The following is a 25,552-nucleotide window of genomic DNA, read 5'->3' as shown; positions in this document are numbered from 1 at the left end:
GCATGGCTAAGCCCGATGGGGCAGTTGTTCAAAACCATGGGTATTCTGCAATGCAACCTCGGCGTGTTGCCCGCGAACTGGCCCTGCTAGGGGTCAACCAACTGCCGGCCACGGCGGCCAAGCTGAGCGAAAAACAACTGGCGGACTTGCTGCTGGCAGCCATCCGCGCCCTGCAGGAAGAGACCCATGAAACTCTCTCCACGGCGGCGGCGGAAATTCAGCGCAGCGATCGCCTGCTGCACGAGAGTGATCCCCTGTTATTGGCTGCTTCTGATGCCAAGGAAGAGGGCGGATCTCGCTCCCTTACTGTCCGCCTTCAGCAGGCCCAACGACATCTGCAGCGCCTGGAAACGGCTCTGACGGAGACCAACGCCCGCGACACCGCGCCGGGAGAATTGCTGGAGCTGGCCCACCAAGCCCAAGTGGCCCTCAGCAACGCCGGCCAAGCCCTGGAACACATGGAACAGCGACTGCACAGCGTCCGCCACATCCTGGATGAGGTTGTGCAGTTGTCCCAACAGGCGGTCAACCGGCTGGGAGTTGCCTTGTCCATGCCAGAGCTACTGCACATTGCCCAATCTTCAGAAGTGCGCGCCTATGCTTTGCAACTGTTAACCGCTCTGCATGCTCACAAAGAGGCGATTGATGCTCGTTTGCAAAAGGTTTTGCTGGGCTGGCAATTGCAGCGGGTGGGTCGGATCGAACGCGATATCCTGCGCCTGGCGGTGGTGGAAATGGAGATCCTGGCCAGCAGCCCCGTTAAGGTCGCCATCAACGAAGCCGTAGAATTGGCCAAAAAATACGGGGATCCGGAGGCCGCCGCTTTCGTCAACGGCGTGCTGCGACGAGTGGTGGACAACCCGGTGGAGACCCACGGGGGCCCTGCTGCCGGTTCGGCGGGCTGAGCAGATCACGGGGGATCTTCCTTGCCAGGGTAAAAGTCGGGATCCATCACCTGCTCTAATGTGTAGGGACACTGGGCCGGCAGATCTGTCTCAGACAGGGGCGTTTCTCTCACCACCACCAGGATCCCGTCCTGATGAGCCTCTTGCAGGGCTGCCGAAAGATCGGGCTTGAGGCTGGGATTGTCCCTGAGCAACCGCTGGATCTGGCGGCGTTGTTCGGTGATCGTTGCCCGCCAACCTTTGCCTCGCAGGTGGGGCTGGAATTGCCACTTCAGCAGATGTCCTACCAGGATCCCCAGCCGGTTCAGCAATTCCCGGCGTTCTTGCCTGCCCAAAGCCTCAATTTCCTCCACCAAGTTGGCGATATCCAGTTGCTCCCACTGCCCCGCTCTCAGCAGTGCAGCTTGCTGTTGCGTCCAGGCATAGAAGTCGGACTCGTAAAGTTGCATGCTTGATTACCTAAGCGGACACCGACCCAAGAACTTCTACTGGCTCCTTGCCCCCCTCCAACTCGACATCGGCTCAGGGTAGGTTGGAACCGAATAATGATCGGGGGAAGAGGGTTTTGCTTGTCTGGTGTCAAGAAGCGGGCGATGAGACTCGAACTCACGACATCCAGCTTGGGAAGCTAGCGTTCTACCACTGAACTACGCCCGCACAGGACTGGGCCCGGCATCCTGAAGCCCTGTCCTTCCTAGTCTATCATCATCTTTCACGTGGGATCCCTGATACAACTGAGGCAGCATTCTGTCTGCAACCTATGTCCAGCATCCTCTTGCTCTCCGGTAGTCCCAGCACTCCTTCTCGCTCGGAAGCCATTTTGCATCACGCTGCCGCGATCCTGTCGGATTTGGGGTTGACCACTCAGTTGGTTTCGGTGCGGGACTTGCCGCCAGAGGATCTGGCGCTGGCCAAGTTCGATAGCCCTCAACTCAGGGAGATCCAGCAAAAGGTGGCCCAAGCTGCCGGGATCGTCATCTCTGCTCCCGTTTACAAAGCCTCTTATCCAGGCGTGTTGAAGGCGCTGCTGGATTTGCTGGATCAAGACGCCTTTACCGGCAAAGTGATTCTCCCCATCGCCACCGGGGGAACCCTGGCCCATCTGCTGGCCATCGACTTTGCGATGAAACCTGTGTTGTCGGTGATGGGGGCCACCCATATTTTGAGAGGGGTTTACATCTTAAGTTCTCAAATTCAGTTTGATGCTGCCGGAACACTCCAGCTAGAGGCCGACATCGAGGAACGTCTGCAAGCCGGGATCCGCGCACTTGCCCAGGCGGTGAAATAATGGTCAACATTCCTGGAGAGAGCAGAGACGTCTGGGCCTGGCGACTGGATTTGGCAATGGCAGCGGTGCCGAGACAGAGTGCGCTAAGATGGGGCTTTAGGCGATAATGGCTTTGGCAACTTGCCCTACGGGGATCCTCTGCGATGGAAGCATTTTTTGAGTTTCTCTGGTCGGCCTCGGCCATCTTGCTGGTGATCTTGGTGCTGCTGCACAGCCCCAAGGGCGATGGGTTGGCGGGCATTGGTGGGCAGGCCCAGTTGTTCTCCAGCTCCAAAAGTGCCGAGCAAAACCTCAACCGCATCACCTGGACGGTGGCTACCCTTTTCCTCTCCATCAGCGTGGTGTTGGGCGCAGGTTGGCTGTCGGCAGCCACAGGGCCATAGGGATCTTTTTCCGTGTTGGCCATTTACCTGCATGGATTTGGCTCTGGGCCCCAGTCGGCCAAGGCAACTTTTTTTCGGCAGCGGCTGCAGCAGGTGGGGATCCCCCTTCAGGTGCCCGATCTGAACCAGGGCAATTTTGCCCAGCTCACCTTGACCCGCCAGATCCGGCAGGTTGGCGACCAGCTTGCCGAGATGAACTACCCTCCTGTCACCCTCATCGGCTCTAGTTTGGGGGGTTTGGTGGCCGCCTGGGTTGCCGAACAGCACCCTTGTGTGCAGCGCCTGGTGCTCTTGGCGCCGGCTTTCGGCTTTTTGGGCCATTGGCTGCCGCGGCTGGGGGCCGAGGCGGTGGAGACCTGGCAACGCACCGGACAACTCACGGTGTTTCACTATGGAGAAGGGCGCCCGCTGCCTTTGGAATACGGTTTTATCACCGATGCCCAACGCTACCCAGATGGGGCATTACGACGGCCGGTGCCCACCCTGATTGTGCATGGGATCCAAGACGAAACCATTCCCATCCAAGCCAGCCGAGACTACGTGGCCCGTCGCCCCTGGGCCCAACTGGTGGCAGTGGAGAGCGACCACGCCCTGACCGATGTGTTGGAGCTCAGTTGGCCGGCTATCAGCCGCTTCTGTGGCTGGGTGACGGGGTAGTGTTGCCGGTCAGGCAGTGTAGTAGGCAGTGCCTTTATTGACGAAGTCCAGCGTATAGGCAGCCCGGTAGTTGATGGTTGGCTCAAACACGCCCGCCACCGTCATGCTGTCGAAGAAGTCTTGCCAGCGTTGGTCGGTCATGGCGCCAATGCCTTTTTCCAGCGCATCGCCGGACAAGATGATGCCGTACTCCTGCAACTTCTCGAAGCTGTAGGCCAATTGGGCATCGGTCATTTCCGGGTTGTCCTGCTGGATCAAGCGATACGCCGGACGGGGATCCTCTAGGAAGCTGTACCAGCCCTTGATCGAGGCATCCACAAATCGCTCCACCAAGTCGGGCCGGGTCTCCACCAGTTGCCGACGGGTTTCGATGGTGGTGGCGTAGGGTTTGTAGCCCAAATCCGCCAGGAGGAAGACCACCGGCTCGAATCCCCCTTCCTGCTGGATGGCAAAAGGCTCGGAAGTCAGGTAGCCCTGCTGAGCTGAGCTGGGATCCGCCAAAAAGGGGCCGGGGTTGAAGTTGTAGGGGCGAACCTGATCGTCGGTGAAGCCAAAACGCGCCTTCAAGTAGGGCCAGTAGGTGACAAGTCCCCCTTTCGAGACAAAAATAGGGCGGCCCTTGAGCTCCTCAAAGCGCTGGGTGCCGGGGTGGGCCATGAGGATCTGCGGGTCTTTTTGGAAAATGGCTGCCACACACACCAGGGGGATCCCTTCTCGCACGGCACTGATCACCCCTACGCTTCCCCCCATGGCAAATTCGGCAGCTCCACCGGCCAAAACCTGGGTGATGTTGATGCCGGGGCCACCCATCTTGATGGTGACATCCAGGCCATGCTCGCGGTAGATGCCGGTCGCCACCGCCTGATAAAAGCCGCCGTGTTCCGCCTGGGCATACCAGTTGGTGGCGTAGGAAACGCGCTCCAGGCCGGATCCCTGAGCCACGATCAGGGTGGGAGAGGGCTTGCGCCGAGCTTGGGCACCCCCCGCCGCCAACAGGCCGCCCCCAAGGGCTGCGGCCCCTACCTTGAGAAGTTGACGGCGGCTCAGAGCCTTGGTGGTCGATTCAGAGGGCCGAGACGAAACCATGAGTCATTCTCCCTAACCTGCTTTTTACAGGATACTAAGGTGGCCAAAGACGCATGTGAACAGCGACACCCTAGCAAACCCAAAACGCTTGGGCAGATCAGTATCTCCGGCTACCGGCATTTGCAGACGAGATCCAGTGGCATGCGGTTCCATCCATTGGAGTGCTTGCTTTCTGCCGAGGTAACCCGCTATGCTACCGCCCAGATTGAGGCGTCCTCTGGTGGCAAGTCAGCAGCTTCGTGTTTACGTACCTCCTCACCCGCTCATCAAGCACTGGCTAACTGTGGCTCGGGATGTGGAGACGCCCATGCCCCTGTTTCGCACGGCCATGTCGGAGCTGGGCCGTTGGCTGACCTATGAGGCGATGCGGGAGTGGATCCCCACCCAGACTGTGCAGGTGCAAACGCCCTTGGAACCCGTTGTCGCAGAGGTCATCGCGCCGGATACCCTGCTGGGCATTGTGCCGGTGTTGCGGGCCGGCTTGGCGATGCTGGAAGGTTGTCAGGCCCTTTTGCCGCAGGCACGGATTTTTCACGTCGGCATGGTACGGGACGAGGAAACGCTGCAAGCCAGTTGCTACCTCAATCGCCTTCCCGAGCGGATCCCCGCCCAGATGCGCATCCTCATTCCCGAGCCGATGTTGGCCACCGGGGGCACGCTGCTCTGGGTTTTGGATGAGCTGAAAAAACGGGGATCCGATCTCAGCTTGGTCAGGATTGTCAGCGTCTTGGCAGCGCCTCCGGGGTTACAGCGGCTGGGATCCCACTACCCCATGGTGCAAATTTTCTGCGCCATGATCGACGAGCGGTTGAACGACCGAGGGTTTATCCTGCCTGGGCTGGGGGATGCAGGGGATCGCGCCTTCGGCACAGGACACTAGCCACGCTTACAGTGCGGGGCTTCCCGCCGCCCTTGAACCTACCCTAGAGGGTCATTTTGGCGGTTTGGGTTGCTCAACCTGTTGGATCATGGGTAATGTTGGCGCTTTGGGCATCCCGGTCGATTGGCCTGCTTGGACTTCTGAGGGTGCCGGCGCCTTTTCCCCTCCTGCGCCTATGCGACTTGTCCTGACCAGTTTGGATGGCAGCTTGCTGGATCTGGAATCCAACAGTTATGGTGCTGCCCGACAAGCCTTGGCTGCTCTGGAGCGCCGCTCCATTCCCTTGGTGCTCTACAGCCTGCGCACCCGCGCTCAACTGGAACATGTGCGGCGGCAGTTGCACTTGGAGCATCCGTTCATTTGTGAGGACGGATCCGCCGTTTACGTTCCCGAGCATTATTTCCCGGCGGGCATTTTGGACGAACGCTGGCAACACCGTCCTCCCTACTATGTGTATGCTCTGGGACTGCCCTATGCCCGCTTGCGCAGCATCCTGCAGCAGGTGCGTCAAGATTCCCGCTTGGATTTGATCGGGTTTGGAGATTGGACTGCCTCTGAGCTGGCGGCTGCCGCCGGGATCCCTTTGGAAGAGGCAGAGCGAGCGCAGCAGCGGGAGTACAGCGAGATTTTCAGCTATTCCGGGGATCCCGAAACCCTGCGAGAAGCCTTTGCCCAGCAAGAAGCTAACCTCACCCAACATCTGCTGCGGGTACGTCAGCTTCATTTCTCCAGCCTACCGCAATGGTATCTGACCGGATGGGTGCAGCCGGTTACAGAGCCCCATTTCTCGCCGGGGGAAGAGGCGGTACGGCGGCTGCTGGATTGCTACCAACGGCATTTGGGCCCTGTTCAGGCTTTGGGCATTGGCTGTTCCCCGCCCGATGTGGCCTTTTTGCGATGGGCAGAACGAAAAGTGGTGCTTCCCAGCCCAATTGCGGATAGCCTCTGGAATGAGGCCCTGCCCCAATGGCAGTTGGCTCAGCTCCCTGGCCCAGAGGGGTGGAACGAAGTGGTGTTGACGTGGTTGGAGGAAACAGATCATGGTGGTGAATAAACAGCAGCCCGGTCATCCGGCTATCCCCCTGAGCCTAAGAGCGGTGGGATGCCTGCTGAGTTGGGCGATGGCAATGCCTGCCCATGCGCAACCGCCCATGACCCTGCTGACAGGGGAGCCGACGGTCGCCCAACTGAAGGAAGACGGAGCCCGCTATCTGCAGATGGGCTTTCATACCTTGGCCGTCAACGCCTACCGGAGCGCGATTGAACTGGAAGAAAAAACCTTGGTGCTCCCCAGCGAACGGGATCCAGACGTGCCGTTTAACCTCGGCTTGATCTATGCCCGTCAGGGCAAGCTGGCGGAAGCGCGCGCCGCTTTTCAACGCTCGGTGGAGGTGGATCCCAGTAGTTTTAAAGCCCGCTATCAACTGGCTTTGGTGGATCTCAAACTGGGGAACCTGGTCGCAGCCAAAGAGCAGCTCACCCTCCTGGCCCAGGCCGCCAGCAACAATCCCGAAACCCACCGCCATCTTCAATCTCTACTGGCCCCCCTGGAGTCTGTTCCCTTGCCCGGCCAGCCCCCGGCTCGCCCTCCAGCCGTTGAGTCGGAAGCGGCCCAGCTCTTGCCCGAACCCCAGAAAACAGAAACAGCCACCCTGCCCACCGCAACGGAGACACAATTGCCGGAGAAGGAGAAACCTCGCTCGGCTCTGCAGCGGCTACGCCAACGGGAGCTGGACTAGCTCCCTCACCGACAGCCGATCGCGCCTGGCAGTCTTCTGAAGGCATGGGGCCGGCTACCAGGGATCCCGCTTGGGCTAAACGCCTCCCTTTTTGGACGCCGACTGAGGATCTTGGGTGCCTTTGGTGGTGAACACCGTGGTGAACATCATCAGCATGCCTCCCACCCAGATCAGCAGGGCCAATCCTCCGAACAGCCAATTCAGCCAAGTTTGGACTTCCATAGAGCTCTCCAGACTGCACAGGTAGCTGTAAACTACCCGACTCCGACCGCTCAGCGGTACGGAGCGGGCTTTCCGTAGCCCTGCAGTTGGCAAGCCAACCACGGGCCTCTGGGCCGGTTTACAGCGACCCCCAAAAGGGCAATGTTGGCACCGTTCAAATCTGCATCCCCTTCCCAACCACAGGCCGGGTTCACACAACGAAAATGCTTCCCTTCCCGTTGCCCAAGCCACAAACACCGGTGGCAGGTCTGCGAGCTGTAGGCAGGCGGCACCACCACAACCTTCACCCCTGCTCTGGCGGCCTTGTAGTGCACAAACTGCCGCAACTGGTAGAACGCCCCTCGCGCTAGCGGGCCGTAGGCCTCACTGTTCGCCCGCCGCCGCTCCGTCTTGCTGCGTGGCTGTTGGTTGGTACGCTCCCGGATCCCGGTCAGGTCTTCCAAGGCAATAAAACGGTGGGTGGCCAGTGCCCTAGCAACAATGGACTTGGAGATGCGATGGTTCACCCAAGCTTGAAAGCGTCTCTCCCGACCAGACAGCCGTTGCAACAGCTCCCGACATCTCCGCCGAGTGCTGCGTGTGCCCTTGCTGGCCTTGCGTTGCAGAGCCGCTCTCAACCGGGAGTAGTGGTCTCTGACCTGGTTCAGCTGCTGTCCATTCCAGTGGTCTCCCTCAGAGGTATGGGCAATATCTCTCCTACCCAAATCCACACCAATCGCCTCGGTGGTGTCTCGTGGCTCCGGTGGGTCCTGCTCCACGCCAATCTGGATGAAGTAGGAACCATCTTTGCGCTTGATGAGCGTGGCCGCTTTGGGATGAGAACCGGCCAGCATGCCGCGCTGGTAGTGACCTACATTCAGCTCAAAGCGTTCGCGTCCCTCGACGGTGGTCAGCGACACCGTCCAGTCCTTCTCACGGAAAGAGAAGATGCGGGCATCGTAGGTAACAAAGCCGCCCTTGAAGGCTTTGACCGGACGATTCTTTTGCTGGGCAACCTTGCGGGCAGCGGCCAACCTTCTGCACACCTGTTGTGCCAGGTTGCTGGAGAGCCCAAAGCGGGTACGAATTGCGCGGTAGCAGAGCGATTGAAGCTTGACTGGGTTGACCACCTTCTCTGGTGTGTTTTGGTTGACCCAGTAAGGCCTACGGCCCGCTGGCGCGAGGAGTGCTTGTGCAAAAGCCGACAAGGTTGCCTCTAGCTTCACGGCTTGCGAAGCAGATACCTTGAGCTTGCAGGAGATAGTCAGGACTTGGGCCATGTCACAATTATCCGTCGTCCGCATTTCTCCCGACCCTGACCCTACGGCGGGGCTCCTGCGGTTTCTAGCTGATCCTACCTCTACCCATCTGGAAAACCCTGCCCGGCAGCTATTGATTGGCTCGGTAGAGCAACCCCAGCCCTACGGCCATACAGATTAAGTTGGGCAACCAAGCCGCCACCGCCGGTCCCAGCGTTCCAATTTGTCCCAGAGCTTGGGTGATGAACAACAGCACATAGAAGGCAAAGATAATCAGCACACTGATGCCCAACCCCAACGAGGAACTGGTGCGCTGCGGGCGCAACCCCAAGGGCGACCCAATGAGGGTGAAGGCCAGGCAGGCAAAGGGAATGGCATACTTTTGGTGGAGGCTGACCTGGAGGCGACGCACCCGCTGCAGATCCCCCGAGCTAGCGATGACCTCAATGTAGCGGCGCAGCTCTTGAATGTTCATCTCCTCGGGGCTGCGAACCTCCTGTGCCAAATCCAGCGGCGCCCGCGACAGACGCAGCTCCTGCCGAGCAAAGGTGGCGATGTTGCTGTAGGTGCCGTCAGGCGAAACGAGGTAGGTGGTGCCCTCTTCAAACACCCAGAGGTTCTCCTGGGGATCCCAGCGCCCCCGTTGCGCCAGGAGAATTTGGCTGAGAGCCTCGTTGGAAAAATCGAGGACGATTACGCCGCGCATCTGCTGGCCATCGAAGCTGCGGGCATAGAACTGACGGGTTAGCCCTTGCCGGCGGGAAAAACTGCCGTCCGGCTCCGGCGCAAGGATCTCGCCAAACTCTTGGTAGAGGATATTCTCTCGCCGGAAGTCCGGATCCCGGTTCAAAGCACGGTTTAAAGTCAGGGCCGCCTGGCGGTTGCTCACCGGCACCACCAGCTCGTTGAACAGAAACGTCAACGTCGTCACCAACAGGCTGAGGATGAGGGCCGGCACCACCAGACGGTAAAGGCTCACGCCGCAACCGCGCAGGGCTGTGATCTCGTTATCGGCAGACAGGCGCCCATAGGCCAGCAACGTCGCCAGCAGCATCGACATCGGGAACGTCAAGACGATGATCCCCGGTGCCCGCAGCGCGAACACCTGCAAGGCTGCCGAAATCGATAACCCCGCCTCCACCACCAGGCGCACCAGCTCGAACAGGGATCCCACCGCCATCACCAAGGTTGTGAAAGCTCCCACCCCAAAGAGAAAAGGCAGCAGCATCTCCGAGAGGACATAGCGATCCATCAGGCCCACCGCACAAGCCAGGGAGAACGTGCTCGAGAGCTGACCGACTGAATGGGTGGGGGGTGAATAAAGTTTCACGAAACCAGATCCAGAACAAGCAGTAGGCTGATCCAGCCAGAGCAGCCGGAGGCTGTTAACGACTCTAGACCGGAACGTCGGCGAATGAAAGGTTCATGGCCTCAATCAAACAACTGCTGTCGAGCAAAAGTGAGTCTCAACCTAGAATTGGGCTTGACAGGCTGCTTTCAGAAAGTTGCGAGCATGGCTTCCTCTTCCCCCGATCTCAAAGGTTTGCTGGAAAAACTCCTGGAACTGCGGCAACAAGTTGTACAGGGATCCCAGACCTACTTGGCTGCTTGGGGCTGCTCTGGGGATCCCTCTCCCGCCATGCACAACCTGGCGCGGTATCTGGCTTTGCGGCAACAGGATCTGCGCAGCCTGCAACTGGAGCTGGCCGCCCTGGGGCTGTCGTCGCTGGGGCGATGTGAATCGCGGGTTTTGGAAAGCCTCGATGCGGTAATCGCCATTTTGGCCGCCGCTCAAGGGCTGAGTCATGAAGGACCCAGCTATGAAGCGTTTTACGCCGGGGATGCGGCCCTAGAGCAGCACACCGAGGCTCTCTTTGGCCCTCCCTCCCCCCACCGCCGCGCCCGCATCATGGTAACCCTGCCCAGCGAAGCTGCCGAGCAGCCGGAGCTGCTGCTGGAGTTGTTGCAACGGGGCATGGATGTAGCGCGAATCAACTGCGCCCACGACGATCCCTCGGTGTGGGAGAACATGCTGGCCCACTTGCGCCGGGCCGAAGCCCAGACCCAGCGGCGCTGCAAGATTTTGTTCGACCTGGCCGGCCCCAAGATCCGCACCGGCCCGGTGGTTACGCCTCCCGGCAAAGCCAAGGTGTACCGTGGGGATCGCATTCTGCTCGTCGCCAATGTCTCTGAGGCCAACTCGGAGATTCCCTGCCAGGTAACCTGTACCCTGCCGGAGATCTTGGCGCACCTCGAGGTGGGAGCAACCGTCTGGATTGACGACGGCAAAATCGGTGCCCGCGTGGTCAAGGTCGAGCCGGCAGGCGTGGTGCTGGAGGTGGACAAAGTTGCTCCCCAGGGCAAGAAGTTGCGAGCCGAAAAAGGCCTCAATTTCCCCGATAGCCAGCTGCAGATCCGCCCCCTCAGCGAGAAAGACTGCCAAGACCTGGATTTTGTGGTGCAGCATGCCGACTTGGTGGGTTATTCCTTTGTCCAGCAGCCGGCGGATTTGCAGTTGCTGTTTTCCGAGCTGGAGCGGCGGCAGGCCCGGCCCGACTTGGGGTTGATCCTCAAAATCGAAACCCGACAGGCGGTGAAAAATCTGCCAGCTCTCATCGCGACGGCTGCTGATAGGCCGCTGGGGGTGATGATTGCCCGGGGAGATCTGGCCGTGGAGATCGGTTGGCTGCGCTTGGGCGAGATCCAAGAAGAACTGCTGTGGATTTGCGAGGCCGCCCATGTGCCGGTGGTGTGGGCTACGCAGGTGCTGGATCAGCTCACCAAAGAGGGCCTGCCCTCGCGGCCCGAGCTTTCCGATGCGGTGATGTCCGCCCGCGCCGAATGCGTGATGCTCAACAAAGGCCCCTATCTGCTGGAGGCGGTCGCCCTTCTTGACGAGCTGCTGGCCCGCATGCAAGCCCACCAGCACAAGAAAAGCCAACGCCTGCGGGCTTTGTATTCCTGGCAGTAGAGGAAGCTCGTTAGAGGCGGAACTTCTCCCCCAGGTAATACTTGCGCACCAAGGGATCCGCCGCCAGCTCTGCTGCCGTGCCCTTGGCCAAAATGGCTCCATCGTTGAGAATGTAGGCCCGGTCGGTGATCTCCAGCGTCTCCCGCACGTTGTGGTCGGTAATCAACACGCCGATGCCGCGATGCTTCAGCTTGGCCACCACCTCCTGGATATCCGCCACCGCAATGGGATCCACCCCCGCAAACGGCTCATCCAGCAGCAGAAATTTCGGCCCGTGGATCCCGGCAGCCAAGGCGCGGGCGATCTCGGCGCGGCGCCGCTCTCCCCCCGAGACCTGCAGGCCCAGGCTGTGGGCCACATGGGCAATGCGGAACTCCTCCAGCAGTTGGTTGAGGCGTTGTTGCCAAAGGCGGCGAGGCACCCGTGTCTGCTCCATGATCAGAAGCAAGTTGTCTTGGATGCTGAGGCGACGAAAGATGCTCGGCTCCTGGGCCAGATAGCCGATCCCCAACTGGGCCCGGCGGTGCATCGGTAGGTGAGTAATATCTTGGTCATCCAGCCAGACATGGCCTCGGTTGGGCTGGATCAGGCCGGTCATGATGTAGAAGGTGGTGGTTTTCCCTGCCCCATTGGGCCCCAGCAGCCCAACAATCTCTCCCTGCTGAATGTGCAAGCTGACGTCGCTCACCACCTCACGGCGGCCATAGCGCTTACAGATGTTTTCTAGGTAGATCTGCATAGGGCCGGCACAGAGTTGCTGATCAAGGCTTCCTATCCAATGCTTACGACAGCCTGTCACCCAGATAGGGATCCCGGCTGCCGTGGCACACCAGGTGCTCTCTTGAGGATGCCCCAAACCTGGTCCACAATCCAGGGGAGTGCAGGCAGTAATGGTTGCCCTCAAGCCAACCGGAGGAATCTTCGATATCCTCCCCACCCATCAAAATGGGATCGTTATGGGATCTGTGGCCTTGCCATGCTCCGCTGCCCAGCCTGCCATTGGCTAAACCCCGACTCCGATCGTCGCTGTCGCCGCTGTGGACACTTTTTGCGTCGTCGCTCGCTTCCTGTTGCCAGGAGCGGATCCCTGGCTTTCAGCCCGAGAAGGCCGAAAATCCGCTGGGATCGCGTCCTGGCTTCCTCAGCAATACTGGGGGTTTTGGCAGGGTTGGGGCAACTGTCTTGGCATGGGCTGCAGCCGCTGCTGCAAGATCCGCCCCCGCCCGGCGATAGCCCACCAGCTCTAGGGCGATAAGGCCACAACGTCATCGAGCTTGAGGGAATTTGTCAATCCGGGAGCCGAGGCAGACCTGTGGAGTGGTCGAAGCCGACGGATGCCACTATCATGTGACCAACCCAGGACAACCCCGCTCTGGCGGATTGTCGCCGTCAACCCTTGATGAGGCTTGGTCACCATGAACTTACATCTTAAAGCTGCCGCCGTTTTAGCGCTGCTGACCACGGCAGCCGTGGCCTCCACTGCCGCCGCCACAACCCCCAACGCCTGCTTCCTGCGCTATCTCATGGCTTCCCGAACCTGTCCCAACTGCCGCCTGGGATCCCTCGAGCTGAGCAACCTGGATCTGGCAGAGGCTAACTTCCAGGGTGCCGACCTGATCGAGGCCAATCTGGAGCGCACCCTCTTGACGGGCGCCGATCTCAGCCAGTCTTACCTGGTGGGGGCCAATTTGCGGCGGGCGCAATTGCGCGGAGCCAACCTGAGTGGCGCCTACCTGGAGGGGGCAGATTTGCGGGGCGCCAACCTGCGAGGGGCCGACCTCTCTTCTGCATTCCTGTACGGCGCCGACTTGCGGGGGGCCGATCTGCGCGAGGCCAATCTGGCTGGGGCTGACCTGCGCTTTGCCCGCACCTGGGGCGCACGCCTGCAGGGCGCCGTTCGGGAATAGCGCAAAAGGCCGAGATCAATTCTCGGCTGGCTCGCCACTGCCCACTTCCCCTCTCCTGCCCCGGGAGAGGGGTCGGATCCAGTGCGGATGGCGAGACTCGAACTCGCAAGGCAAAGCCACACGCCCCTCAAACGTGCGCGTATACCAATTCCGCCACATCCGCTTCTAAGCCTAACCATCATAGCGGCAGAGGTGTGCAGTTGTTAAGGGCATTGGCCCTTTTGCATCCTGCCGCGGTAAGGTCAATCCTCCGTCCAAAACCGCTCCGAGAGATACTTGTCAGCCCCGTCGCAAAAGATGGTCACCACCACTCCGGAGGAAAGTTGACGGGCCACCTGTAGGGCTGCCACCACATTGGCCCCGGCAGAGATGCCCACCAGCAAGCCTTCTTCTAGGGCCAGGCGCTTGACCATTTTCTGGGCTGCTTCTGTGGAGATCTCGATGTGCTGGTCGGGCAGGGTGGGATCGTAGATCTCGGGCTTGAGGGCGGTGGCCATGTGCTTGAGGCCTTCTAAGCCATGAAAGGGAGAGTCCGGCTGCATGGCAATGATTTGGATATCGGAGCGGCACTCCCGCAGGCGCCGCCCTACCCCCATACAGGTGCCGCTGGTACCCAGCCCGGTTACAAAATGGGTGACCTGCCCCTGGGTTTGCTCCCAGATTTCTACTCCTGTGGTCTCGTAGTGGGCCTGCCAGTTGGCGGGGTTGCTGTATTGGTCGGGGTAGAAATAGAGCTCGGGGTTTTCGGCGTAGAGGGCGCGGGCTTTCTCGATGGCCCCATCGGATCCCAGGGCGGGATCCGTCAAGACCAGATCCACGCCGTAAGCCGCGAGGATCTTCTTGCGCTCCGGGCTGGCGTTGGCCGGCAGGGCCAGCTTGACTTTGTAGCCTAAGGCCGCCCCGATCCAGGCGTAGGCGATGCCGGTGTTGCCGCTGGTGGCATCCAGGATGATCTTGCCGGGGGTGAGCTTGCCCTGGCGTTCGCCGGCGCGAATCATGTTCAGGGCAGGGCGATCTTTGACGGAGCCACCGGGGTTGTACCACTCTGCCTTGCCGTAAACCCGCACCGATTCCGGCAAATCGGCAGCCACTCGCCGCAGGCGGATAAGCGGTGTTCCACCCACCAGCTCAATGGGGCTATCGACGGCAGAAAATAAGGGGCGAGAAGAAAATGCAGTCGGATACAAGGGGGATCCCTCGCTAGACAGGCATTGACTGGACAACCATTGCTCATCTTATCCTGGCCTTTCTCGGCTCTTGAGGGCTTTTTCTGGCCCCTGGCCAGCTTTCCTAAAAACCTGTGGCTAGACTCTAAGATGGGGGTAGCAGGGCAAGAGTTCTGGACAACGGCACGATGCGGAGGGGCATGGCAGAAATCGGCATTGTAACCGCCCAGCAGTTCGACCGCCGACGGGGCCAGATCCACGTCTACGACGGTGAGGGCAAAGGCAAGTCCCAGGCGGCGCTGGGGGTTGTGCTGCGCTCCATTGGTTTGGGGATCGAAAAGGCGGCCCCCAGCCGGGTGTTGTTGGTGCGGTTTCTCAAGGGGCCGGGCCGCACCTACGCCGAGGATGCGGCCATTGCTGCTCTGCAGCGGGGCTTCCCCCATCTCATCGATCAATTGCGCACCGGACGCGGGGAGTTCTTCGGCCCGGACGAGATCACCAAGTTCGACCGTCAGGAGGCCCGCCGCGGCTGGGATGTGGCCAAGGGAGCTTTGGCGTCAGGATTTTACTCGGTGGTGGTGCTGGATGAGCTCAACCCGGTGCTGGATCTGGGCCTGCTGCCGGTGGATGAGGTCGTCAACACCCTCAAGCAAAAGCCGGAGGAGATGGAGGTGATCATCACCGGGCGGGGGGCGCCCAAGGAAATTATCGACCTGGCAGACTTGCACTCGGAAATGCGCAGCCTGCGCCGGGGGGCGGATCCCCAAAACGGCCAGCCCAGCGGCATTGAGATCTACACCGGCAACGGCAAGGGAAAATCCACCAGCGCTCTGGGTCGGGCTCTACAGGCCATCGGACGCGGCATCAGCAAGGATCTCTCCCACCGCGTGCTGATCATGCAGTGGCTGAAGGGGGGAACGGGCTACACGGAAGATGCGGCCATTCGGGCCTTGCGAGAAAGCTACCCCGACCTGGTGGATCACCAGCGTTGCGGTCGGGATGCGATTGTCTGGCGAGGTAAACAGCAAGAAATCGACTATGTAGAAGCGGAGCGGGGCTGGGAGTTGGCACGGGCAGCTATTGCTTCCGGCCTGTACAAAACCATCATCTTGGATGAGCTGAACCCGACGGTGGATCTGGAGCTGCTGGATGTGGAGCCGATCGTGCAGGCTTTGTTGCGCAAGCCGCGCGATACGGAGATCATCATTACGGGCCGCTGCCATGCCCCCTTGCCCTATTTCGAGCTGGCCTCTGTCCATTCGGAAATGGTGAGCCACAAGCACTATGCCGAGCAGGGAGCCGATCTGCGACGCGGGGTGGACTATTGATGGGATCCTTTGCAGCATTCTGGCAACCGTTGCCCCCAGCCCTGTCTGTTCTGGCTTGGCCGCCAGACTCCAAGATGCTGGCTCAGTCGTTGCTCAGCCTTTTCCAGACGGAAGTGTGGGTGGAGGGGGGGGAGCGCATTCCCGCCGGCCCGCTGGTGGTGGTGAGCAATCACCGCAGCTTCCTGGATGCGCCGGTGCTGATCGCGGGGTTGGATCGGCCAATTCGCTTTGCCTGTCATTACTACCTGTCTCAGGTGCCGCTGCTGCGGGAGGTGGCCCTGGCACTGGGTTGCCTTCCCCTCAAGCAGGGATCCCGGCAGCAAATCCATTTTTTTCGCCAGGCGCAGGCCACCTTGGCGGCAGGCGTGGGGGTGGGGATCTTTCCGGAAGGCGCGGAGCAGATCACCCGTGCGACCTCGCCTCAGGAGTTGGGGCAGTTTCAGCCGGGCTTTGCCCATCTGGCCTTGGCGGCAACGGTGGATCCCTTGCCGATTCTGCCGGTGGCCGTGTGGGCCCAGGAAGAATGGCGGGGGGTGGATATTCCCATGGCTTTCTTTCGCTGGTTTGACCCCAGCGAGCCCCGCTTTCAACAGGAAGGGGGACATCCGGTGGTGTTGTATCGGCGGGTGGTGCTCAGAGTAGGATCCCCCCTCTGGGTCACTGGGAAGCAGCGCCACCGATCCCGACGCGAACGAATGCAGGTGATTCAAGAGCTAACCGCAGCGGCCCGAGAACAGGTGCAATTGGGATTGGCAGGGAAATGAGAAAGTTGAGTGGCGAGCTGATAACCTCTAGCTTGATCTGCCCGGCAAAGGAGGCAGTTGGTCAGGAGCGGCCTCTGTTGCTGTACCTGCCCGGTATGGATGGCACAGGCGGGTTGTTTTACCGGCAGGCGCGGGCTTTGGAGCGGGAGTTTTGCATTCGCCCCCTGAGCTTGAACCACCCAGAGGCGGGAAATAGCTGGGAGACCCTGGCCGACTGGGTGGGATCCCAGTTGGAAACAGGAGCCTACTTGTGTGGAGAATCTTTTGGGGCCTGCCTAGCCTTGTTGGTGGTTGCCCGCTGGCCGGAACGGTGCCGCGGCCTTGTTTTGGTCAATCCGGCCTCGTCGCTGCGACGTCGGCCCTGGTGGTGGGCGGGGCATTGGCTGCTGCCCTTTTTGCCGCCAGGGCTCTATCACCAATTGTCGGAGCGGGGGCTGGGGTTTTTGGCCGAGCTCAACCAAATCGAGCCGCCGGATCGGGAGCGATTGCGCCAGGCCGTGCACAGCGTCCCGCCAGAGGTGGCTGCCCAGCGCTTGGCCTTGCTGGGATCGTTTGTCGTGGAGGAGCTGCCCCTGGAGTCGATGACCCTGCCGACGTTGCTGGTGGCGGGGGGGCGGGATCGCCTGTTGCCGTCGGTGCAGGAGGTGGGCCGGCTGGCGGAGCGGCTGCCCCGGGCGCAGGTGGAGATCTCGCCCTTGAGCGGCCACGCTTGTCTTCTGGAGCGGCAGATGAACCTGCGGCGTTATTTGCTCAAGCCAGATGGGGTTTTCGCCCCCCTGCTGCTCAATTCTGCTGCGAGCCGTTGAGAATGGAAAGGGCTCCCCACAGATCGGCTATCCGTCCTTGGCAGGAGCGATCTTTTCCTTCTCGATCCAGCCAAAGGGCTTTCAAGCCCGCTGCTTTGGCCCCTTGATAGTCTTCGCGGTGGCTATCGCCGATGTGGCAAGCGGCTGCGGGAGGGATCCCTTGGGCCGCCAGGGCAGCTTGGAAGATGCGGGGATCGGGCTTGGCATAGCCCACCTGGGTGGAAAGGGTGAGGCTGGAAAAGTAGGAACCCAACTGCAACTGCTGTAGCACCCCGGGCAGGCGGCTGTCGAAATTGGAGATCACCCCCAGCCGGATCCCTTCCTGTTGCAGAACCTGTAGAACCGGCAGCGTCTCGGGATAGAGCTCCCAGGGCCCCGCCCCGGCAAAGTACTCGAACAGGTGGGCAAAAAACACCTCAAACTGCCCTTCCCCGAAAGCAGCCAGGGATCCCACTTGGGCGAAGGTCTGGCGCACCACCTGCCGCCACCAGGCCCGCTCCCATTCCTGCAAGACGGATCCCGTCAAGCCTGGGCAGGCCGGAGTTGGAGCCTGGGCAAAAGCTTGGGCAAAGGCGCAATCCAACGCTGGGGGATCCACCCTCACCCCATATTCTGCTGCCACCTGGCTGTAAGCTTGGCCAACGCCGCCCCGCACCCGAAACAGGGTGCCCACCGCATCGAAAAAGAGCACCGTTCCGCAACTCATCATGAGTAGGTATCACCAGTATCACTGCTGGCTCTCATAGCGGTCGTAGGCATCCACAATCCGCTGCACCAATGGGTGACGCACCACATCCCGCTGGTCAAAGTAGCAAAAAGCAACCCCCTCCACCCCCGTCAGGATGCGCTCCGCAGCGGCCAAGCCCGACAGGCGATGCTTGCCCAGATCCGTTTGGGTGAGATCCCCGGTAACCACCATGCGCGACCGGAAGCCCAGCCGCGTGAGGGCCATCTTCATCTGCTCCGGGGTGGTGTTCTGGGCTTCGTCCAAAATGATGAAAGCATTGCTGAGAGTGCGCCCCCGCATGTAAGCCAGGGGCGCCACCTCGATGACCCCTTGTTCCATCAACTGGGGCAGCTTGGCCGGGTCGATAAACTCGAACAGGGCATCGTAGAGGGGCCGCAGATAGGGATCCACCTTTTCCACCAGATCCCCCGGCAAAAAACCCAACTTCTCCCCCGCCTCCACGGCAGGGCGAGTGAGGATCAAACGCTCATATTCCCGGTTTTGCAGGGCAGCAATGGCTACAACAGCGGCCAGATAAGTTTTGCCGGTGCCTGCCGGCCCGATGCCGAAGCAGAGGTCGTGGGCGCGAATGGCTCGCACATACTCCTGCTGGCGGAGCGTTTTGGGCCGGATCAGCTCTCCCTTGCGGGTGCGGGCCAACACACCTGCTTGCGCTTGCTGATAGGCCGCAGCCTCCTGGCCGGAGAGGGCGCGAAAAGCTTGCTCTGCATCGATCACCGTGACAGGGTGTCCAGTTTGCCAAAGCGGCTTCAGCAATTCTAGCCACTGCCGCACCTGCTGCCGCTGCTGAGGGGTGCCTTTCAGGTACAGGTCTTGCCCGCGCAGCGTTACAGAAGCCCCACTGAAGCGACTGATCCACCTCAAGTTGGCCTCCTGAATGCCCGCCAAAGACATGGCCTGTTGAGGATCGGACAGAGAGATAATTTCGAAATCGGTGGGAGCAGAAGTGTCGTGCATGCCGTGGGCGCCGGGCACCCCGCGAGACTGGTAATGGTGATCCTATCAAAAACGGCTGTCAGAACGCTCCGGGTTCGGAGAGCTGCTCCAGAGACCAGATGAGCGCAAGAGTGCTTAACAGGGGCATTGCACAAATTAATGTGTTTTGGAATACGAGTTCCCAGCAGATCTGCGCTGAGTAAGGATCTGGGTTCTGGCTTTGGTCGGCAGTCAAGTCGTGGGGAATTAACAGATTCCTAAGGTTCCCTAAAAAAGTATTGCAAAGGCCTATTTCTCTGGGAATAGCCGCCATCCATCAAGTAAAGTTGACCTATTGACGTAAGGAGCTTGAACCCTCAATCTCTTGCCCGATCGAGCAAGAGCCTGAGGTTTTCAACCCCGATGTCATAGTTCATCTGAGATTCTCCACCAAGCAGCAGGGAGAGGAATAGGTTTGTCTTTAAAACCTTTCCCCGACTTCATTTTTGGGATCCCTGTAAGCTCTCTACAGATCCTCACTTCGGGAGTCATTTTGAAAAAAAGGAGAGATAGATGTCTACCCAATCTGCGTCTGGTACTCTAGGGCTGCCACAACTGGATTTGACCCAAATTCCACGCCAGATCGCCTGCGATGGCAGCGACTTAGACTGGAGCCAAGCTCAAGTGATCGAAGGCACCCAGCCCCAAGAGGAGAACTTGCAGGGCTGGATGGCTTTCTCTGACCTGCGGGTCAATCAAGAGGCCGGCAATATCCTGCACTGGCAGGGGCGTCCGCTGCGGGCCAGCCGCATCCGCTTTTTCGTGAAAAATGTGGCCTGGCGCTACGGCTTTTCTTTCTCCACCAGCATCCGCTCGCCCCTTGGCAAAGGGATCCCGACCCCGCCGGAGTGGCGCTACCCCGGTCTTTGCCGCTACGGGCTTGTGGTGTTCCAGCCCAACGCCCAACTGGTGGCCCATCAGGTTTGGGAATCCTCGCCGGAGCAGCCCCAAGAGGTAGATCTGGATCCCAACTTGGATATTGCCTTCAACGTCAACGATGCCAAGGGCAGCTACGGCGACAACAGCGGCAGCTTCGATATCTACGTGCAGGTGGTGAGCTAGGGCCGCCCAAGCCCAGGGGTTACCTCCAGGAGGGATCCCGACCATTCGCGACAGCGGGACGGAGTTCTTGCAGGCCCAGTTGCCGGGCGGGATCCCATCTTCTACAATAGGTGAGCTGGCGGCTGGATCCCAACGGAGGGTGTCTCTGCCGCTTTGGAGAGGTGGCTGAGTGGTCGAAAGCGGCTTCCTGCTAAGAAGTTACGGGGCCCAAAAGCTCCGTCGAGGGTTCGAATCCCTCCCTCTCCGTTTCTGCAGTTGACCCTTGGCGGCGGTTTCACTGCTTTTTGGGTGTTTATGTGGCAAGCGTGGCTGCTGAGTCAGTGGGGAGTGGCGCTCTGGCTCAATCTAGCCTTGGTGGCGCTGGCCCTGCTGAGCCCCCAGAAGGCGCTGACGCGGGCGGGAGTCCTCCACGCAGGCCTACTGGGTCTGTTGGTGTGGGGGGGGCTGGGGTGGCGGGGCTATGCGGTGGTGGCGGCCTATTTTTTAATCGGCACCGCCGTCACCCGGCTGGGGATCCGGCGCAAGCAGGCGCAGGGGATCGCCGAAAAGCGAGAGGGGGCGCGAGGGCCGGAAAATGTCTGGGGATCCGCTTTGACCGGGGCAGTATGCGCGGTGGGCTACACTTTCTTGCCGCATCCGCTGTGGTGGTTGGGGTACGGTGCCAGCTTTGCAGCGAAATTGGCCGATACCGTCAGCAGCGAGGTGGGGAAAGCCTACGGACGCCAGACCTTTTTGATCACCACCTTCCAATCCGTGCCGGCGGGCACAGAAGGAGCCGTGAGCCTCGAGGGATCCCTGGCAGGGGTGGCGGCAGCGGTAGGGATGGCCACCTTGGCTTGGGGGATCGGTGGGGAGTGGGTAAGAGGAGACCCGTTTTGGCTGGGCATTTGCTGTCTGGCCGGGATCCTGGCCACCTTGGCAGAAAGCTGGATGGGGGTGGTGTTGCAACCCCGCCTGGCCTGGATGAGCAACGAAGTGGTGAACGGCATTCAAACAGCCCTAGCAGCTCTCCTGGCCGTGGGATTGGGAGCGCTTTTGGGGATCGGATCCTAAAAAGGGGCCCCTCACCCCCAACCTCTCTCCCTGAGGGATGGCCCTCACCCCCAGCCCCTCTCCCTGAGGGAGAGGGGAGTTAGAGCGGCGCCTTCGCGACAGCGTTGTGTAGCAATAACGAGGCAAGGAACCGTTGCGTTGCTGTTTGAAATGACTGTTTTTTGAGATTGAGAATGGCGCCGTTGCCATTGGGAATGGCTGTGCGAAGCAAGAAATAAAAAAGAGGGAGAAGCTCTCCCTCCGCGCTGATTGGCTAGGAATGAGACCAATTGCCCCGAACCTCTCTTAGCGTAGGCCGCTGGGCTTGTAAACCAAGAAGCTGAGCACCTGGCACTGCTTGATGTTGTCGAACCCCACCACACGGATGAAGCAATTGGGGTAGGCGCTGCGGCAAGCCTGCACCTCGCTCAGCACCTCCTGGGGAGAAGTGGCGCCGAACAAAGGCAGCTTCCACAATGTCCAGTAGCGAACCGTCGGTTCAGAGGATTCGTTGAACTCAACGGCAGGGATGTAGCCTTGATCCAGGATGTATTGCACCTGCTTGATGATCTGCAGATCCGTCAGCGGCGGCAAGTAGGAAAGGGTTTCGTAGCGGCGCTCTTTCGGTAAGGTTTGCATGATGGCTGTCACTCCGTTTCGGGTCTAAGGTTTTGGGGAGGGGATCCCGCTTCCGGGTGGGTGACCGGCGGAGATCCCGCTGCTGAGGTGAGCCGTTCTAAGTGATTGCGGCGGTGCTCCATATTGGCCTGCTGGATGCCGGCTTTGGCCATCTCCGGCAGGTAATCCACCACCTCCGCTGCAACGTGCTCGCGAACGGTCATGATGCGGTAGGCCAAGTCAGGGCGCTCTGCCAGCAAAGCCCGCAGGTAGGCTTCCCCATCCTGGAGGTTTTGCCGGGCAGAGAACTGCTGCAGCCAAAGAGCCCTGGGAGGATCCGTCTCGCTCAGTTGGGCCAGCACCGTGCGCATCGCCTGATAGGTCAGGTAGCTGATCAAGGTCTTGGCCGTATCTTTGGCGATCTGTTTTAGATCCATTGCCAATCCAGGGGGTGGCCAAAGCAGCGGGGCAAGAGAACTGTGGGGATCCCTTGCCCCAGCCAATCTCTAGAGGGTATCGACGGGCTTGAACTCGAACTTGATCTCCTTCCACAGCTCGCAGGCAGCCGCCAGCTCCGGCGACCACTTGGCCGCTTCGCGGATGATGTCGTTGCCCTCGCGGGCCAGATCCCGACCTTCGTTACGAGCTTGGATACAAGCTTCCAAAGCCACCCGGTTGGCGGTCGCGCCTGGAGCGTTCCCCCAGGGGTGTCCCAGGGTTCCGCCGCCAAACTGCAGCACGGCATCGTCACCGAAGATCTCCACCAGTGCCGGCATGTGCCAGACGTGAATGCCACCGGAGGCCACCGGCATCACCCCAGGCATCGAAGCCCAATCTTGGGTGAAGAAGTTACCCCGAGAGCGATCCGCCTCCACATAGTTCTCCCGCATCTGATCCACAAAGCCAAGCGTCACGGCGCGGTCGCCTTCCAACTTGCCCACCACCGTACCGGCATGCAGGTGGTCGCCGCCGGACATGCGCAAGCACTTGGCCAGCACCCGGAAGTGGATGCCGTGGTTTTTCTGCCGGTCGATCACCGCGTGCATGGCGCGGTGGATGTGCAGCAGAATGCCGTTGTCGCGGCACCACTTAGCCAGGCTGGTGTTGGCGGTAAACCCAGCAGTCAGGTAGTCGTGCATGATGATGGGGGCACCAATCTCCTTGGCAAACTCCGCCCGTTTGAACATCTCCTCACAGGTGGGCGCCGTCACGTTCAGGTAGTGCCCCTTGATCTCGCCAGTTTCCGCTTGGGCCTTGTGGACGGCCTCCATCACAAAGAGGTAGCGATCCCGCCAGCGCTGGAAGGGCTGGGAGTTGATGTTTTCGTCGTCTTTGGTGAAGTCCAGACCGCCCCGCAGCGCCTCGTACACCGCCCGCCCGTAGTTTTTAGCGGAAAGGCCCAGCTTGGGCTTGATGGTGCAGCCCAATAGTGGGCGGCCATACTTGTTCAATTTGTCCCGCTCCACCTGGATGCCGTGGGGAGGGCCCTGGAAGGTCTTCAAGTAGGCCACGGGGATGCGCAAGTCTTCCAGCCGCAGCGCCTTCAGGGCCTTGAAGCCGAAGACGTTGCCCACAATCGAGGTGAGCATGTTGGTGACCGAGCCTTCCTCGAACAGATCCAGCGGATAGGCGACGAAGCAGAAGTATTGATTCTCTTCGCCGGGAACTGGCTCGATGTCGTAGCAGCGGCCCTTGTACCGATCCAAGTCGGTGAGCAAATCTGTCCACACCGTTGTCCAGGTGCCGGTCGAGGACTCAGCCGCCACCGCCGCCCCGGCCTCTTCGGGGGGAACGCCCGGCTGAGGGGTAACCCGGAAACAGGCCAAGACATCGGTATCCTTGGGCGTGTAGTCGGGCGTGTAATAGGTGAGTCGGTAATCTTTCACCCCGGCTTGATAGCCGCTTTTGGATTGGGTTGCTGCGTAAGCCACGTCGATCTCCCTCTGAACGAATCACAAAACCAGAAAATGCCATTCACGGCTGCAACCAATGAGGCAAAAACCCAGGGCCAAAGCCCCAGACCACCGAGTTTTCGTGAATGAACCTGCCCCACAACCGTGGGACTTGGGCTTTGAGACAGTCTTCCGCATTCACGCGGATGCAAAGTCCAAAACCCTCCTTTTCAAGTGCCGCCCATTGCCAGCTCTGACGCCCTGGACTTTGGAAACCCAGTGGAAAGATTTCTATACAGTGTCTAAGCTAGAATTGCGGCAAACACAGGTCTACACTGGTTTAATCCTAAGCTATCATCCGCAAGGATCAGCTGATCATTACTTTCTTTATGAGTTCGATTAGTTTGGTTAAAGTGAGTCCCCTGACTTAGTGACAAGAAGACCAATTTCTTTGGCTTTCTTAATATCTTCGCCGGTGGGATCCCTGCCAACAGGCAAAAGCCCCCTGCTTTGAGGGAGCCCTGCAAGCTGGCCGCAGAACCTAGACGCTCAAGAAACGGCTGCCAGGGTTGGCTGGGATCTCTTGCTGATCACCTGGTCGATGAGTCCGTACTCTTTGGCCTGTTCTGGGGTCATAAAGTTGTCGCGGTCGGTATCGCGTTCGATGCGCTCCAGAGGTTGGCCGGTGTGGTAGGCCAGCAGGCTGTTGAGGCTGTTTTTGATGAAGAGGATCTCTTTGGCCTGAATTTCGATGTCGGTGGCCGGCCCCTGGGCTCCACCGAGGGGCTGGTGGATCATGATGCGGGCGTGGGGAAGGGCGATGCGTTTGCCTTTGGTGCCCCCTGCCAGCAGAAAGGCTCCCATGCTGGCGGCCAGACCGATGCAGATGGTGGAGACATCCGGCTGGATGTGTTGCATGGTGTCGTAGATGGCCATACCGGCATAGACCGAGCCGCCGGGGGAGTTGATGTAGAGGTAGATGTCTTTCTCGGGGTCTTCGGATTCCAAGTAGAGCATCTGGGCCACGATCAGGTTAGCAATGTCGTCGTCCACCTGGGTGCCCAGGAAGATAATCCGATCCCGCAAAAGACGCGAGTAGATGTCAAAGGCGCGCTCGCCTCGCGCGGATTGCTCGATAACCGTGGGAATCATGCCAGTCCAAGGGATGGGTCAGTTCTTCTAGTGTAGTGTAAGCCGCTGGACAGATGCTTGCTCAGGGTGACCAGAGGGTAGCCGCCGGGTTGGGCAACGAGTCTGAGGTATGGCTCTTTACGATGGGGTGAGGCAAAGTCTAGATGGATATGATCCCAGATGAACCGATGGTGATCGCCAGCTTGCTGAGCCTAGCTTTGCTGGGGATCTTGATCCTAAACTTGGCAGAGCGTGGAACCGGTAATGGCGACTAGGATGGGAAAAAGTTCAACAGTCCCCTACCTTTGTAGGCTGGGGAGGGTAAGTACCTGGATGCCCGAATCCGGCAAGGGGTACTCCAGTTGACGCCATCACTTCACCACCTGAAAATGTTTCACATTCTCACCGTATCCTGCCAACTCATCACCACCCCCCAGCAGGTTGAGAAACTGGAGCTGGTGCTGAAGGCGTTGGCTCGTTGCTGTGAGTTTGTCCATCGCCATACCCCAGAAAACCTGCACAACTGCAAAGAACCTCCCTACCATCCGCCGCGGTTGTGATGCCCGCCAAGCGGCCAAACTAAGGGCGAAGAGCTTTGCCTGCGCCTTCACCTTCTCAAGCGTCAAGAATCCCTGTCCCTGAGGACAGGGGGTATGTCAACATCGGATCTAACATGAAATCCATTGCCTCAGCGGTGGGGGGCACTTTGACCCTTTCAACCTCATCTTCTCGGACAAATGCGGCAGCAAGTCTG

General features: G+C 60.0%; 28 protein-coding genes and 3 tRNA genes. 16 read left to right on the top strand and 15 right to left on the bottom strand.

Annotated features, from left to right (window positions below; translation table 11 throughout):
* Positions 1-50: 50 nt before the first annotated feature.
* Positions 51-905: a transcription antitermination factor NusB gene (nusB, locus tag NW826_RS01250; RefSeq protein WP_414335161.1), complete on the top strand. Its 855-nt coding sequence runs from the start codon at positions 51-53 to the stop codon at positions 903-905.
* Between the two features lie 5 nt (positions 906-910).
* Here nusB and NW826_RS01245 read toward each other — a convergent pair whose 3' ends face one another.
* Together NW826_RS01245 and NW826_RS01240 are read right to left on the bottom strand one after the other, a co-directional pair.
* On the bottom strand, positions 911-1,354 hold the full coding sequence (locus tag NW826_RS01245; RefSeq protein ID WP_414336781.1) for a DUF29 domain-containing protein: 444 nt from the start codon (positions 1,352-1,354) through the stop codon (positions 911-913).
* 136 nt (positions 1,355-1,490) lie between these two features.
* Positions 1,491-1,562, bottom strand: a tRNA-Gly gene (locus NW826_RS01240).
* A 103-nt stretch (positions 1,563-1,665) separates the two neighbouring features.
* Here NW826_RS01240 and ssuE point away from each other — a divergent pair.
* From ssuE to NW826_RS01225, 3 genes are all read left to right on the top strand, one after another.
* Positions 1,666-2,193: an NADPH-dependent FMN reductase gene (gene ssuE / locus NW826_RS01235; protein WP_414509234.1), complete on the top strand. Its 528-nt coding sequence runs from the start codon at positions 1,666-1,668 to the stop codon at positions 2,191-2,193.
* A gap of 143 nt (positions 2,194-2,336) precedes the next feature.
* Entirely contained in the window at positions 2,337-2,576 is a 240-nt protein-coding gene (gene secG / locus NW826_RS01230; protein WP_011433676.1) for a preprotein translocase subunit SecG, read from the top strand.
* Between the two features lie 12 nt (positions 2,577-2,588).
* Positions 2,589-3,233 (top strand): YqiA/YcfP family alpha/beta fold hydrolase, encoded by a 645-nt coding sequence (locus NW826_RS01225; RefSeq protein WP_414509233.1) that lies wholly within the window; start codon positions 2,589-2,591, stop codon positions 3,231-3,233.
* Positions 3,234-3,242: 9 nt separating this feature from the next.
* On the opposite strand, the gene NW826_RS01220 is transcribed toward NW826_RS01225, so the two are convergent.
* Positions 3,243-4,319: an ABC transporter substrate-binding protein gene (locus tag NW826_RS01220; protein ID WP_414509232.1), complete on the bottom strand. Its 1,077-nt coding sequence runs from the start codon at positions 4,317-4,319 to the stop codon at positions 3,243-3,245.
* Between the two features lie 190 nt (positions 4,320-4,509).
* Between NW826_RS01220 and upp the strand changes: the two genes are divergently transcribed.
* From upp to NW826_RS01205, 3 genes are all read left to right on the top strand, one after another.
* Positions 4,510-5,199 carry a uracil phosphoribosyltransferase gene (gene upp / locus NW826_RS01215; protein ID WP_414335167.1) on the top strand — a complete coding sequence of 230 codons (690 nt, stop codon included), beginning with the start codon at positions 4,510-4,512 and terminating at the stop codon, positions 5,197-5,199.
* 175 nt (positions 5,200-5,374) lie between these two features.
* Positions 5,375-6,253: a hypothetical protein gene (locus NW826_RS01210; RefSeq protein WP_414335169.1), complete on the top strand. Its 879-nt coding sequence runs from the start codon at positions 5,375-5,377 to the stop codon at positions 6,251-6,253.
* Between the two features lie 73 nt (positions 6,254-6,326).
* Positions 6,327-6,938 carry a tetratricopeptide repeat protein gene (locus NW826_RS01205; protein WP_414335170.1) on the top strand — a complete coding sequence of 204 codons (612 nt, stop codon included), beginning with the start codon at positions 6,327-6,329 and terminating at the stop codon, positions 6,936-6,938.
* Between the two features lie 75 nt (positions 6,939-7,013).
* Here NW826_RS01205 and NW826_RS01200 read toward each other — a convergent pair whose 3' ends face one another.
* The 3 genes from NW826_RS01200 to NW826_RS01190 all read right to left on the bottom strand — a co-directional run bounded on the left by NW826_RS01200 (position 7,014) and on the right by NW826_RS01190 (position 9,728).
* Entirely contained in the window at positions 7,014-7,160 is a 147-nt protein-coding gene (locus NW826_RS01200; protein ID WP_414336774.1) for a hypothetical protein, read from the bottom strand.
* A 50-nt stretch (positions 7,161-7,210) separates the two neighbouring features.
* Positions 7,211-8,419: an RNA-guided endonuclease InsQ/TnpB family protein gene (locus NW826_RS01195; RefSeq protein WP_414509247.1), complete on the bottom strand. Its 1,209-nt coding sequence runs from the start codon at positions 8,417-8,419 to the stop codon at positions 7,211-7,213.
* 109 nt (positions 8,420-8,528) lie between these two features.
* Positions 8,529-9,728: an LptF/LptG family permease gene (locus NW826_RS01190; RefSeq protein WP_414509231.1), complete on the bottom strand. Its 1,200-nt coding sequence runs from the start codon at positions 9,726-9,728 to the stop codon at positions 8,529-8,531.
* Positions 9,729-9,911: 183 nt separating this feature from the next.
* Here NW826_RS01190 and NW826_RS01185 point away from each other — a divergent pair, with 183 nt between their 5' ends.
* Positions 9,912-11,369 (top strand): pyruvate kinase, encoded by a 1,458-nt coding sequence (locus NW826_RS01185; protein ID WP_414509230.1) that lies wholly within the window; start codon positions 9,912-9,914, stop codon positions 11,367-11,369.
* A gap of 10 nt (positions 11,370-11,379) precedes the next feature.
* On the opposite strand, the gene lptB is transcribed toward NW826_RS01185, so the two are convergent.
* The gene (gene lptB / locus NW826_RS01180) at positions 11,380-12,108 is read right to left on the bottom strand and encodes an LPS export ABC transporter ATP-binding protein (protein ID WP_414335290.1); all 729 of its coding nucleotides are present in this window, start codon (positions 12,106-12,108) and stop codon (positions 11,380-11,382) included.
* A 676-nt stretch (positions 12,109-12,784) separates the two neighbouring features.
* On the opposite strand from lptB, the gene NW826_RS01175 reads away from it, so the two are divergent.
* The gene (locus tag NW826_RS01175; RefSeq protein ID WP_414335292.1) at positions 12,785-13,276 is read left to right on the top strand and encodes a pentapeptide repeat-containing protein; all 492 of its coding nucleotides are present in this window, start codon (positions 12,785-12,787) and stop codon (positions 13,274-13,276) included.
* A gap of 82 nt (positions 13,277-13,358) precedes the next feature.
* On the opposite strand, the gene NW826_RS01170 is transcribed toward NW826_RS01175, so the two are convergent.
* A tRNA-Leu gene (locus NW826_RS01170) sits at positions 13,359-13,439 on the bottom strand.
* Between the two features lie 79 nt (positions 13,440-13,518).
* Positions 13,519-14,463 carry a PLP-dependent cysteine synthase family protein gene (locus tag NW826_RS01165; protein WP_414335294.1) on the bottom strand — a complete coding sequence of 315 codons (945 nt, stop codon included), beginning with the start codon at positions 14,461-14,463 and terminating at the stop codon, positions 13,519-13,521.
* A 179-nt stretch (positions 14,464-14,642) separates the two neighbouring features.
* Here NW826_RS01165 and NW826_RS01160 point away from each other — a divergent pair, with 179 nt between their 5' ends.
* The 3 genes from NW826_RS01160 to NW826_RS01150 all read left to right on the top strand — a co-directional run bounded on the left by NW826_RS01160 (position 14,643) and on the right by NW826_RS01150 (position 17,340).
* Positions 14,643-15,770, top strand: coding sequence for a cob(I)yrinic acid a,c-diamide adenosyltransferase (locus NW826_RS01160; protein ID WP_414335296.1), 1,128 nt, complete (start codon positions 14,643-14,645; stop codon positions 15,768-15,770).
* A gap of 74 nt (positions 15,771-15,844) precedes the next feature.
* A complete protein-coding gene (locus tag NW826_RS01155; RefSeq protein WP_414335298.1) occupies positions 15,845-16,534 on the top strand; it encodes a lysophospholipid acyltransferase family protein in 690 nt (229 codons plus the stop codon).
* Positions 16,535-16,611: 77 nt separating this feature from the next.
* Positions 16,612-17,340, top strand: a complete 729-nt coding sequence (locus NW826_RS01150; protein WP_414335300.1) for an alpha/beta fold hydrolase — start codon at positions 16,612-16,614, stop codon at positions 17,338-17,340.
* Here NW826_RS01150 and NW826_RS01145 read toward each other — a convergent pair.
* Both NW826_RS01145 and NW826_RS01140 read right to left on the bottom strand, forming a co-directional pair.
* Entirely contained in the window at positions 17,318-18,049 is a 732-nt protein-coding gene (locus tag NW826_RS01145) for an HAD-IA family hydrolase (protein WP_414335301.1), read from the bottom strand. The genes NW826_RS01150 and NW826_RS01145 overlap by 23 nt on opposite strands.
* An 18-nt stretch (positions 18,050-18,067) precedes the next feature.
* Positions 18,068-19,045, bottom strand: coding sequence for a PhoH family protein (locus tag NW826_RS01140; protein ID WP_414509229.1), 978 nt, complete (start codon positions 19,043-19,045; stop codon positions 18,068-18,070).
* A gap of 531 nt (positions 19,046-19,576) precedes the next feature.
* Between NW826_RS01140 and NW826_RS01135 the strand changes: the two genes are divergently transcribed.
* From NW826_RS01135 to NW826_RS01125, 3 genes are all read left to right on the top strand, one after another.
* The gene (locus NW826_RS01135) at positions 19,577-20,125 is read left to right on the top strand and encodes a hypothetical protein (protein ID WP_414335305.1); all 549 of its coding nucleotides are present in this window, start codon (positions 19,577-19,579) and stop codon (positions 20,123-20,125) included.
* A gap of 155 nt (positions 20,126-20,280) precedes the next feature.
* A tRNA-Ser gene (locus NW826_RS01130) sits at positions 20,281-20,371 on the top strand.
* Between the two features lie 48 nt (positions 20,372-20,419).
* Positions 20,420-21,178, top strand: coding sequence for a TIGR00297 family protein (locus NW826_RS01125; RefSeq protein WP_414349137.1), 759 nt, complete (start codon positions 20,420-20,422; stop codon positions 21,176-21,178).
* 285 nt (positions 21,179-21,463) lie between these two features.
* Here the strand turns inward: NW826_RS01125 and NW826_RS01120 are convergent, their stop codons facing one another.
* The 4 genes from NW826_RS01120 to clpP all read right to left on the bottom strand — a co-directional run bounded on the left by NW826_RS01120 (position 21,464) and on the right by clpP (position 24,819).
* The gene (locus NW826_RS01120; protein ID WP_414334878.1) at positions 21,464-21,796 is read right to left on the bottom strand and encodes a ribulose bisphosphate carboxylase small subunit; all 333 of its coding nucleotides are present in this window, start codon (positions 21,794-21,796) and stop codon (positions 21,464-21,466) included.
* An 8-nt stretch (positions 21,797-21,804) separates the two neighbouring features.
* Complete coding sequence (gene rcbX, locus NW826_RS01115) at positions 21,805-22,212, bottom strand: RuBisCO chaperone RbcX (RefSeq protein ID WP_414509228.1); 408 nt, start codon at positions 22,210-22,212, stop codon at positions 21,805-21,807.
* A 69-nt stretch (positions 22,213-22,281) separates the two neighbouring features.
* Complete coding sequence (locus NW826_RS01110; RefSeq protein ID WP_414334876.1) at positions 22,282-23,706, bottom strand: form I ribulose bisphosphate carboxylase large subunit; 1,425 nt, start codon at positions 23,704-23,706, stop codon at positions 22,282-22,284.
* Between the two features lie 510 nt (positions 23,707-24,216).
* Positions 24,217-24,819: an ATP-dependent Clp endopeptidase proteolytic subunit ClpP gene (gene clpP, locus NW826_RS01105; protein ID WP_414334875.1), complete on the bottom strand. Its 603-nt coding sequence runs from the start codon at positions 24,817-24,819 to the stop codon at positions 24,217-24,219.
* A 341-nt stretch (positions 24,820-25,160) separates the two neighbouring features.
* Between clpP and NW826_RS01100 the strand changes: the two genes are divergently transcribed.
* Positions 25,161-25,358: a hypothetical protein gene (locus NW826_RS01100; RefSeq protein ID WP_414334874.1), complete on the top strand. Its 198-nt coding sequence runs from the start codon at positions 25,161-25,163 to the stop codon at positions 25,356-25,358.
* Positions 25,359-25,552 lie beyond the last annotated feature (194 nt).

It is taken from the genome of Synechococcus sp. OH20 (genome assembly GCF_047502685.1).
Taxonomy (GTDB): domain Bacteria; phylum Cyanobacteriota; class Cyanobacteriia; order Thermostichales; family Thermostichaceae; genus Thermostichus.
This window is presented reverse-complemented; position numbering and strand designations above follow the sequence as displayed.

Bases quoted from the DNA above. Each gene is read 5' to 3' on its own strand.
- nusB (WP_414335161.1), top strand. From the start codon at position 51: ATGCAACCTCGGCGTGTTGCCCGCGAACTGGCCCTGCTAGGGGTCAAC.
- NW826_RS01245 (WP_414336781.1), bottom strand. From the start codon at position 1,354: ATGCAACTTTACGAGTCCGACTTCTATGCCTGGACGCAACAGCAAGCT.
- ssuE (WP_414509234.1), top strand. From the start codon at position 1,666: ATGTCCAGCATCCTCTTGCTCTCCGGTAGTCCCAGCACTCCTTCTCGC.
- secG (WP_011433676.1), top strand. From the start codon at position 2,337: ATGGAAGCATTTTTTGAGTTTCTCTGGTCGGCCTCGGCCATCTTGCTG.
- NW826_RS01220 (WP_414509232.1), bottom strand. From the start codon at position 4,319: ATGGTTTCGTCTCGGCCCTCTGAATCGACCACCAAGGCTCTGAGCCGC.
- upp (WP_414335167.1), top strand. From the start codon at position 4,510: ATGCTACCGCCCAGATTGAGGCGTCCTCTGGTGGCAAGTCAGCAGCTT.
- NW826_RS01210 (WP_414335169.1), top strand. From the start codon at position 5,375: ATGCGACTTGTCCTGACCAGTTTGGATGGCAGCTTGCTGGATCTGGAA.
- NW826_RS01205 (WP_414335170.1), top strand. From the start codon at position 6,327: ATGCCTGCCCATGCGCAACCGCCCATGACCCTGCTGACAGGGGAGCCG.
- NW826_RS01200 (WP_414336774.1), bottom strand. From the start codon at position 7,160: ATGGAAGTCCAAACTTGGCTGAATTGGCTGTTCGGAGGATTGGCCCTG.
- NW826_RS01195 (WP_414509247.1), bottom strand. From the start codon at position 8,419: ATGGCCCAAGTCCTGACTATCTCCTGCAAGCTCAAGGTATCTGCTTCG.
- NW826_RS01185 (WP_414509230.1), top strand. From the start codon at position 9,912: ATGGCTTCCTCTTCCCCCGATCTCAAAGGTTTGCTGGAAAAACTCCTG.
- lptB (WP_414335290.1), bottom strand. From the start codon at position 12,108: ATGCAGATCTACCTAGAAAACATCTGTAAGCGCTATGGCCGCCGTGAG.
- NW826_RS01175 (WP_414335292.1), top strand. From the start codon at position 12,785: ATGAACTTACATCTTAAAGCTGCCGCCGTTTTAGCGCTGCTGACCACG.
- NW826_RS01160 (WP_414335296.1), top strand. From the start codon at position 14,643: ATGGCAGAAATCGGCATTGTAACCGCCCAGCAGTTCGACCGCCGACGG.
- NW826_RS01155 (WP_414335298.1), top strand. From the start codon at position 15,845: ATGCTGGCTCAGTCGTTGCTCAGCCTTTTCCAGACGGAAGTGTGGGTG.
- NW826_RS01145 (WP_414335301.1), bottom strand. From the start codon at position 18,049: ATGATGAGTTGCGGAACGGTGCTCTTTTTCGATGCGGTGGGCACCCTG.
- NW826_RS01140 (WP_414509229.1), bottom strand. From the start codon at position 19,045: ATGCACGACACTTCTGCTCCCACCGATTTCGAAATTATCTCTCTGTCC.
- NW826_RS01135 (WP_414335305.1), top strand. From the start codon at position 19,577: ATGTCTACCCAATCTGCGTCTGGTACTCTAGGGCTGCCACAACTGGAT.
- NW826_RS01125 (WP_414349137.1), top strand. From the start codon at position 20,420: ATGTGGCAAGCGTGGCTGCTGAGTCAGTGGGGAGTGGCGCTCTGGCTC.
- NW826_RS01120 (WP_414334878.1), bottom strand. From the start codon at position 21,796: ATGCAAACCTTACCGAAAGAGCGCCGCTACGAAACCCTTTCCTACTTG.
- rcbX (WP_414509228.1), bottom strand. From the start codon at position 22,212: ATGGATCTAAAACAGATCGCCAAAGATACGGCCAAGACCTTGATCAGC.
- clpP (WP_414334875.1), bottom strand. From the start codon at position 24,819: ATGATTCCCACGGTTATCGAGCAATCCGCGCGAGGCGAGCGCGCCTTT.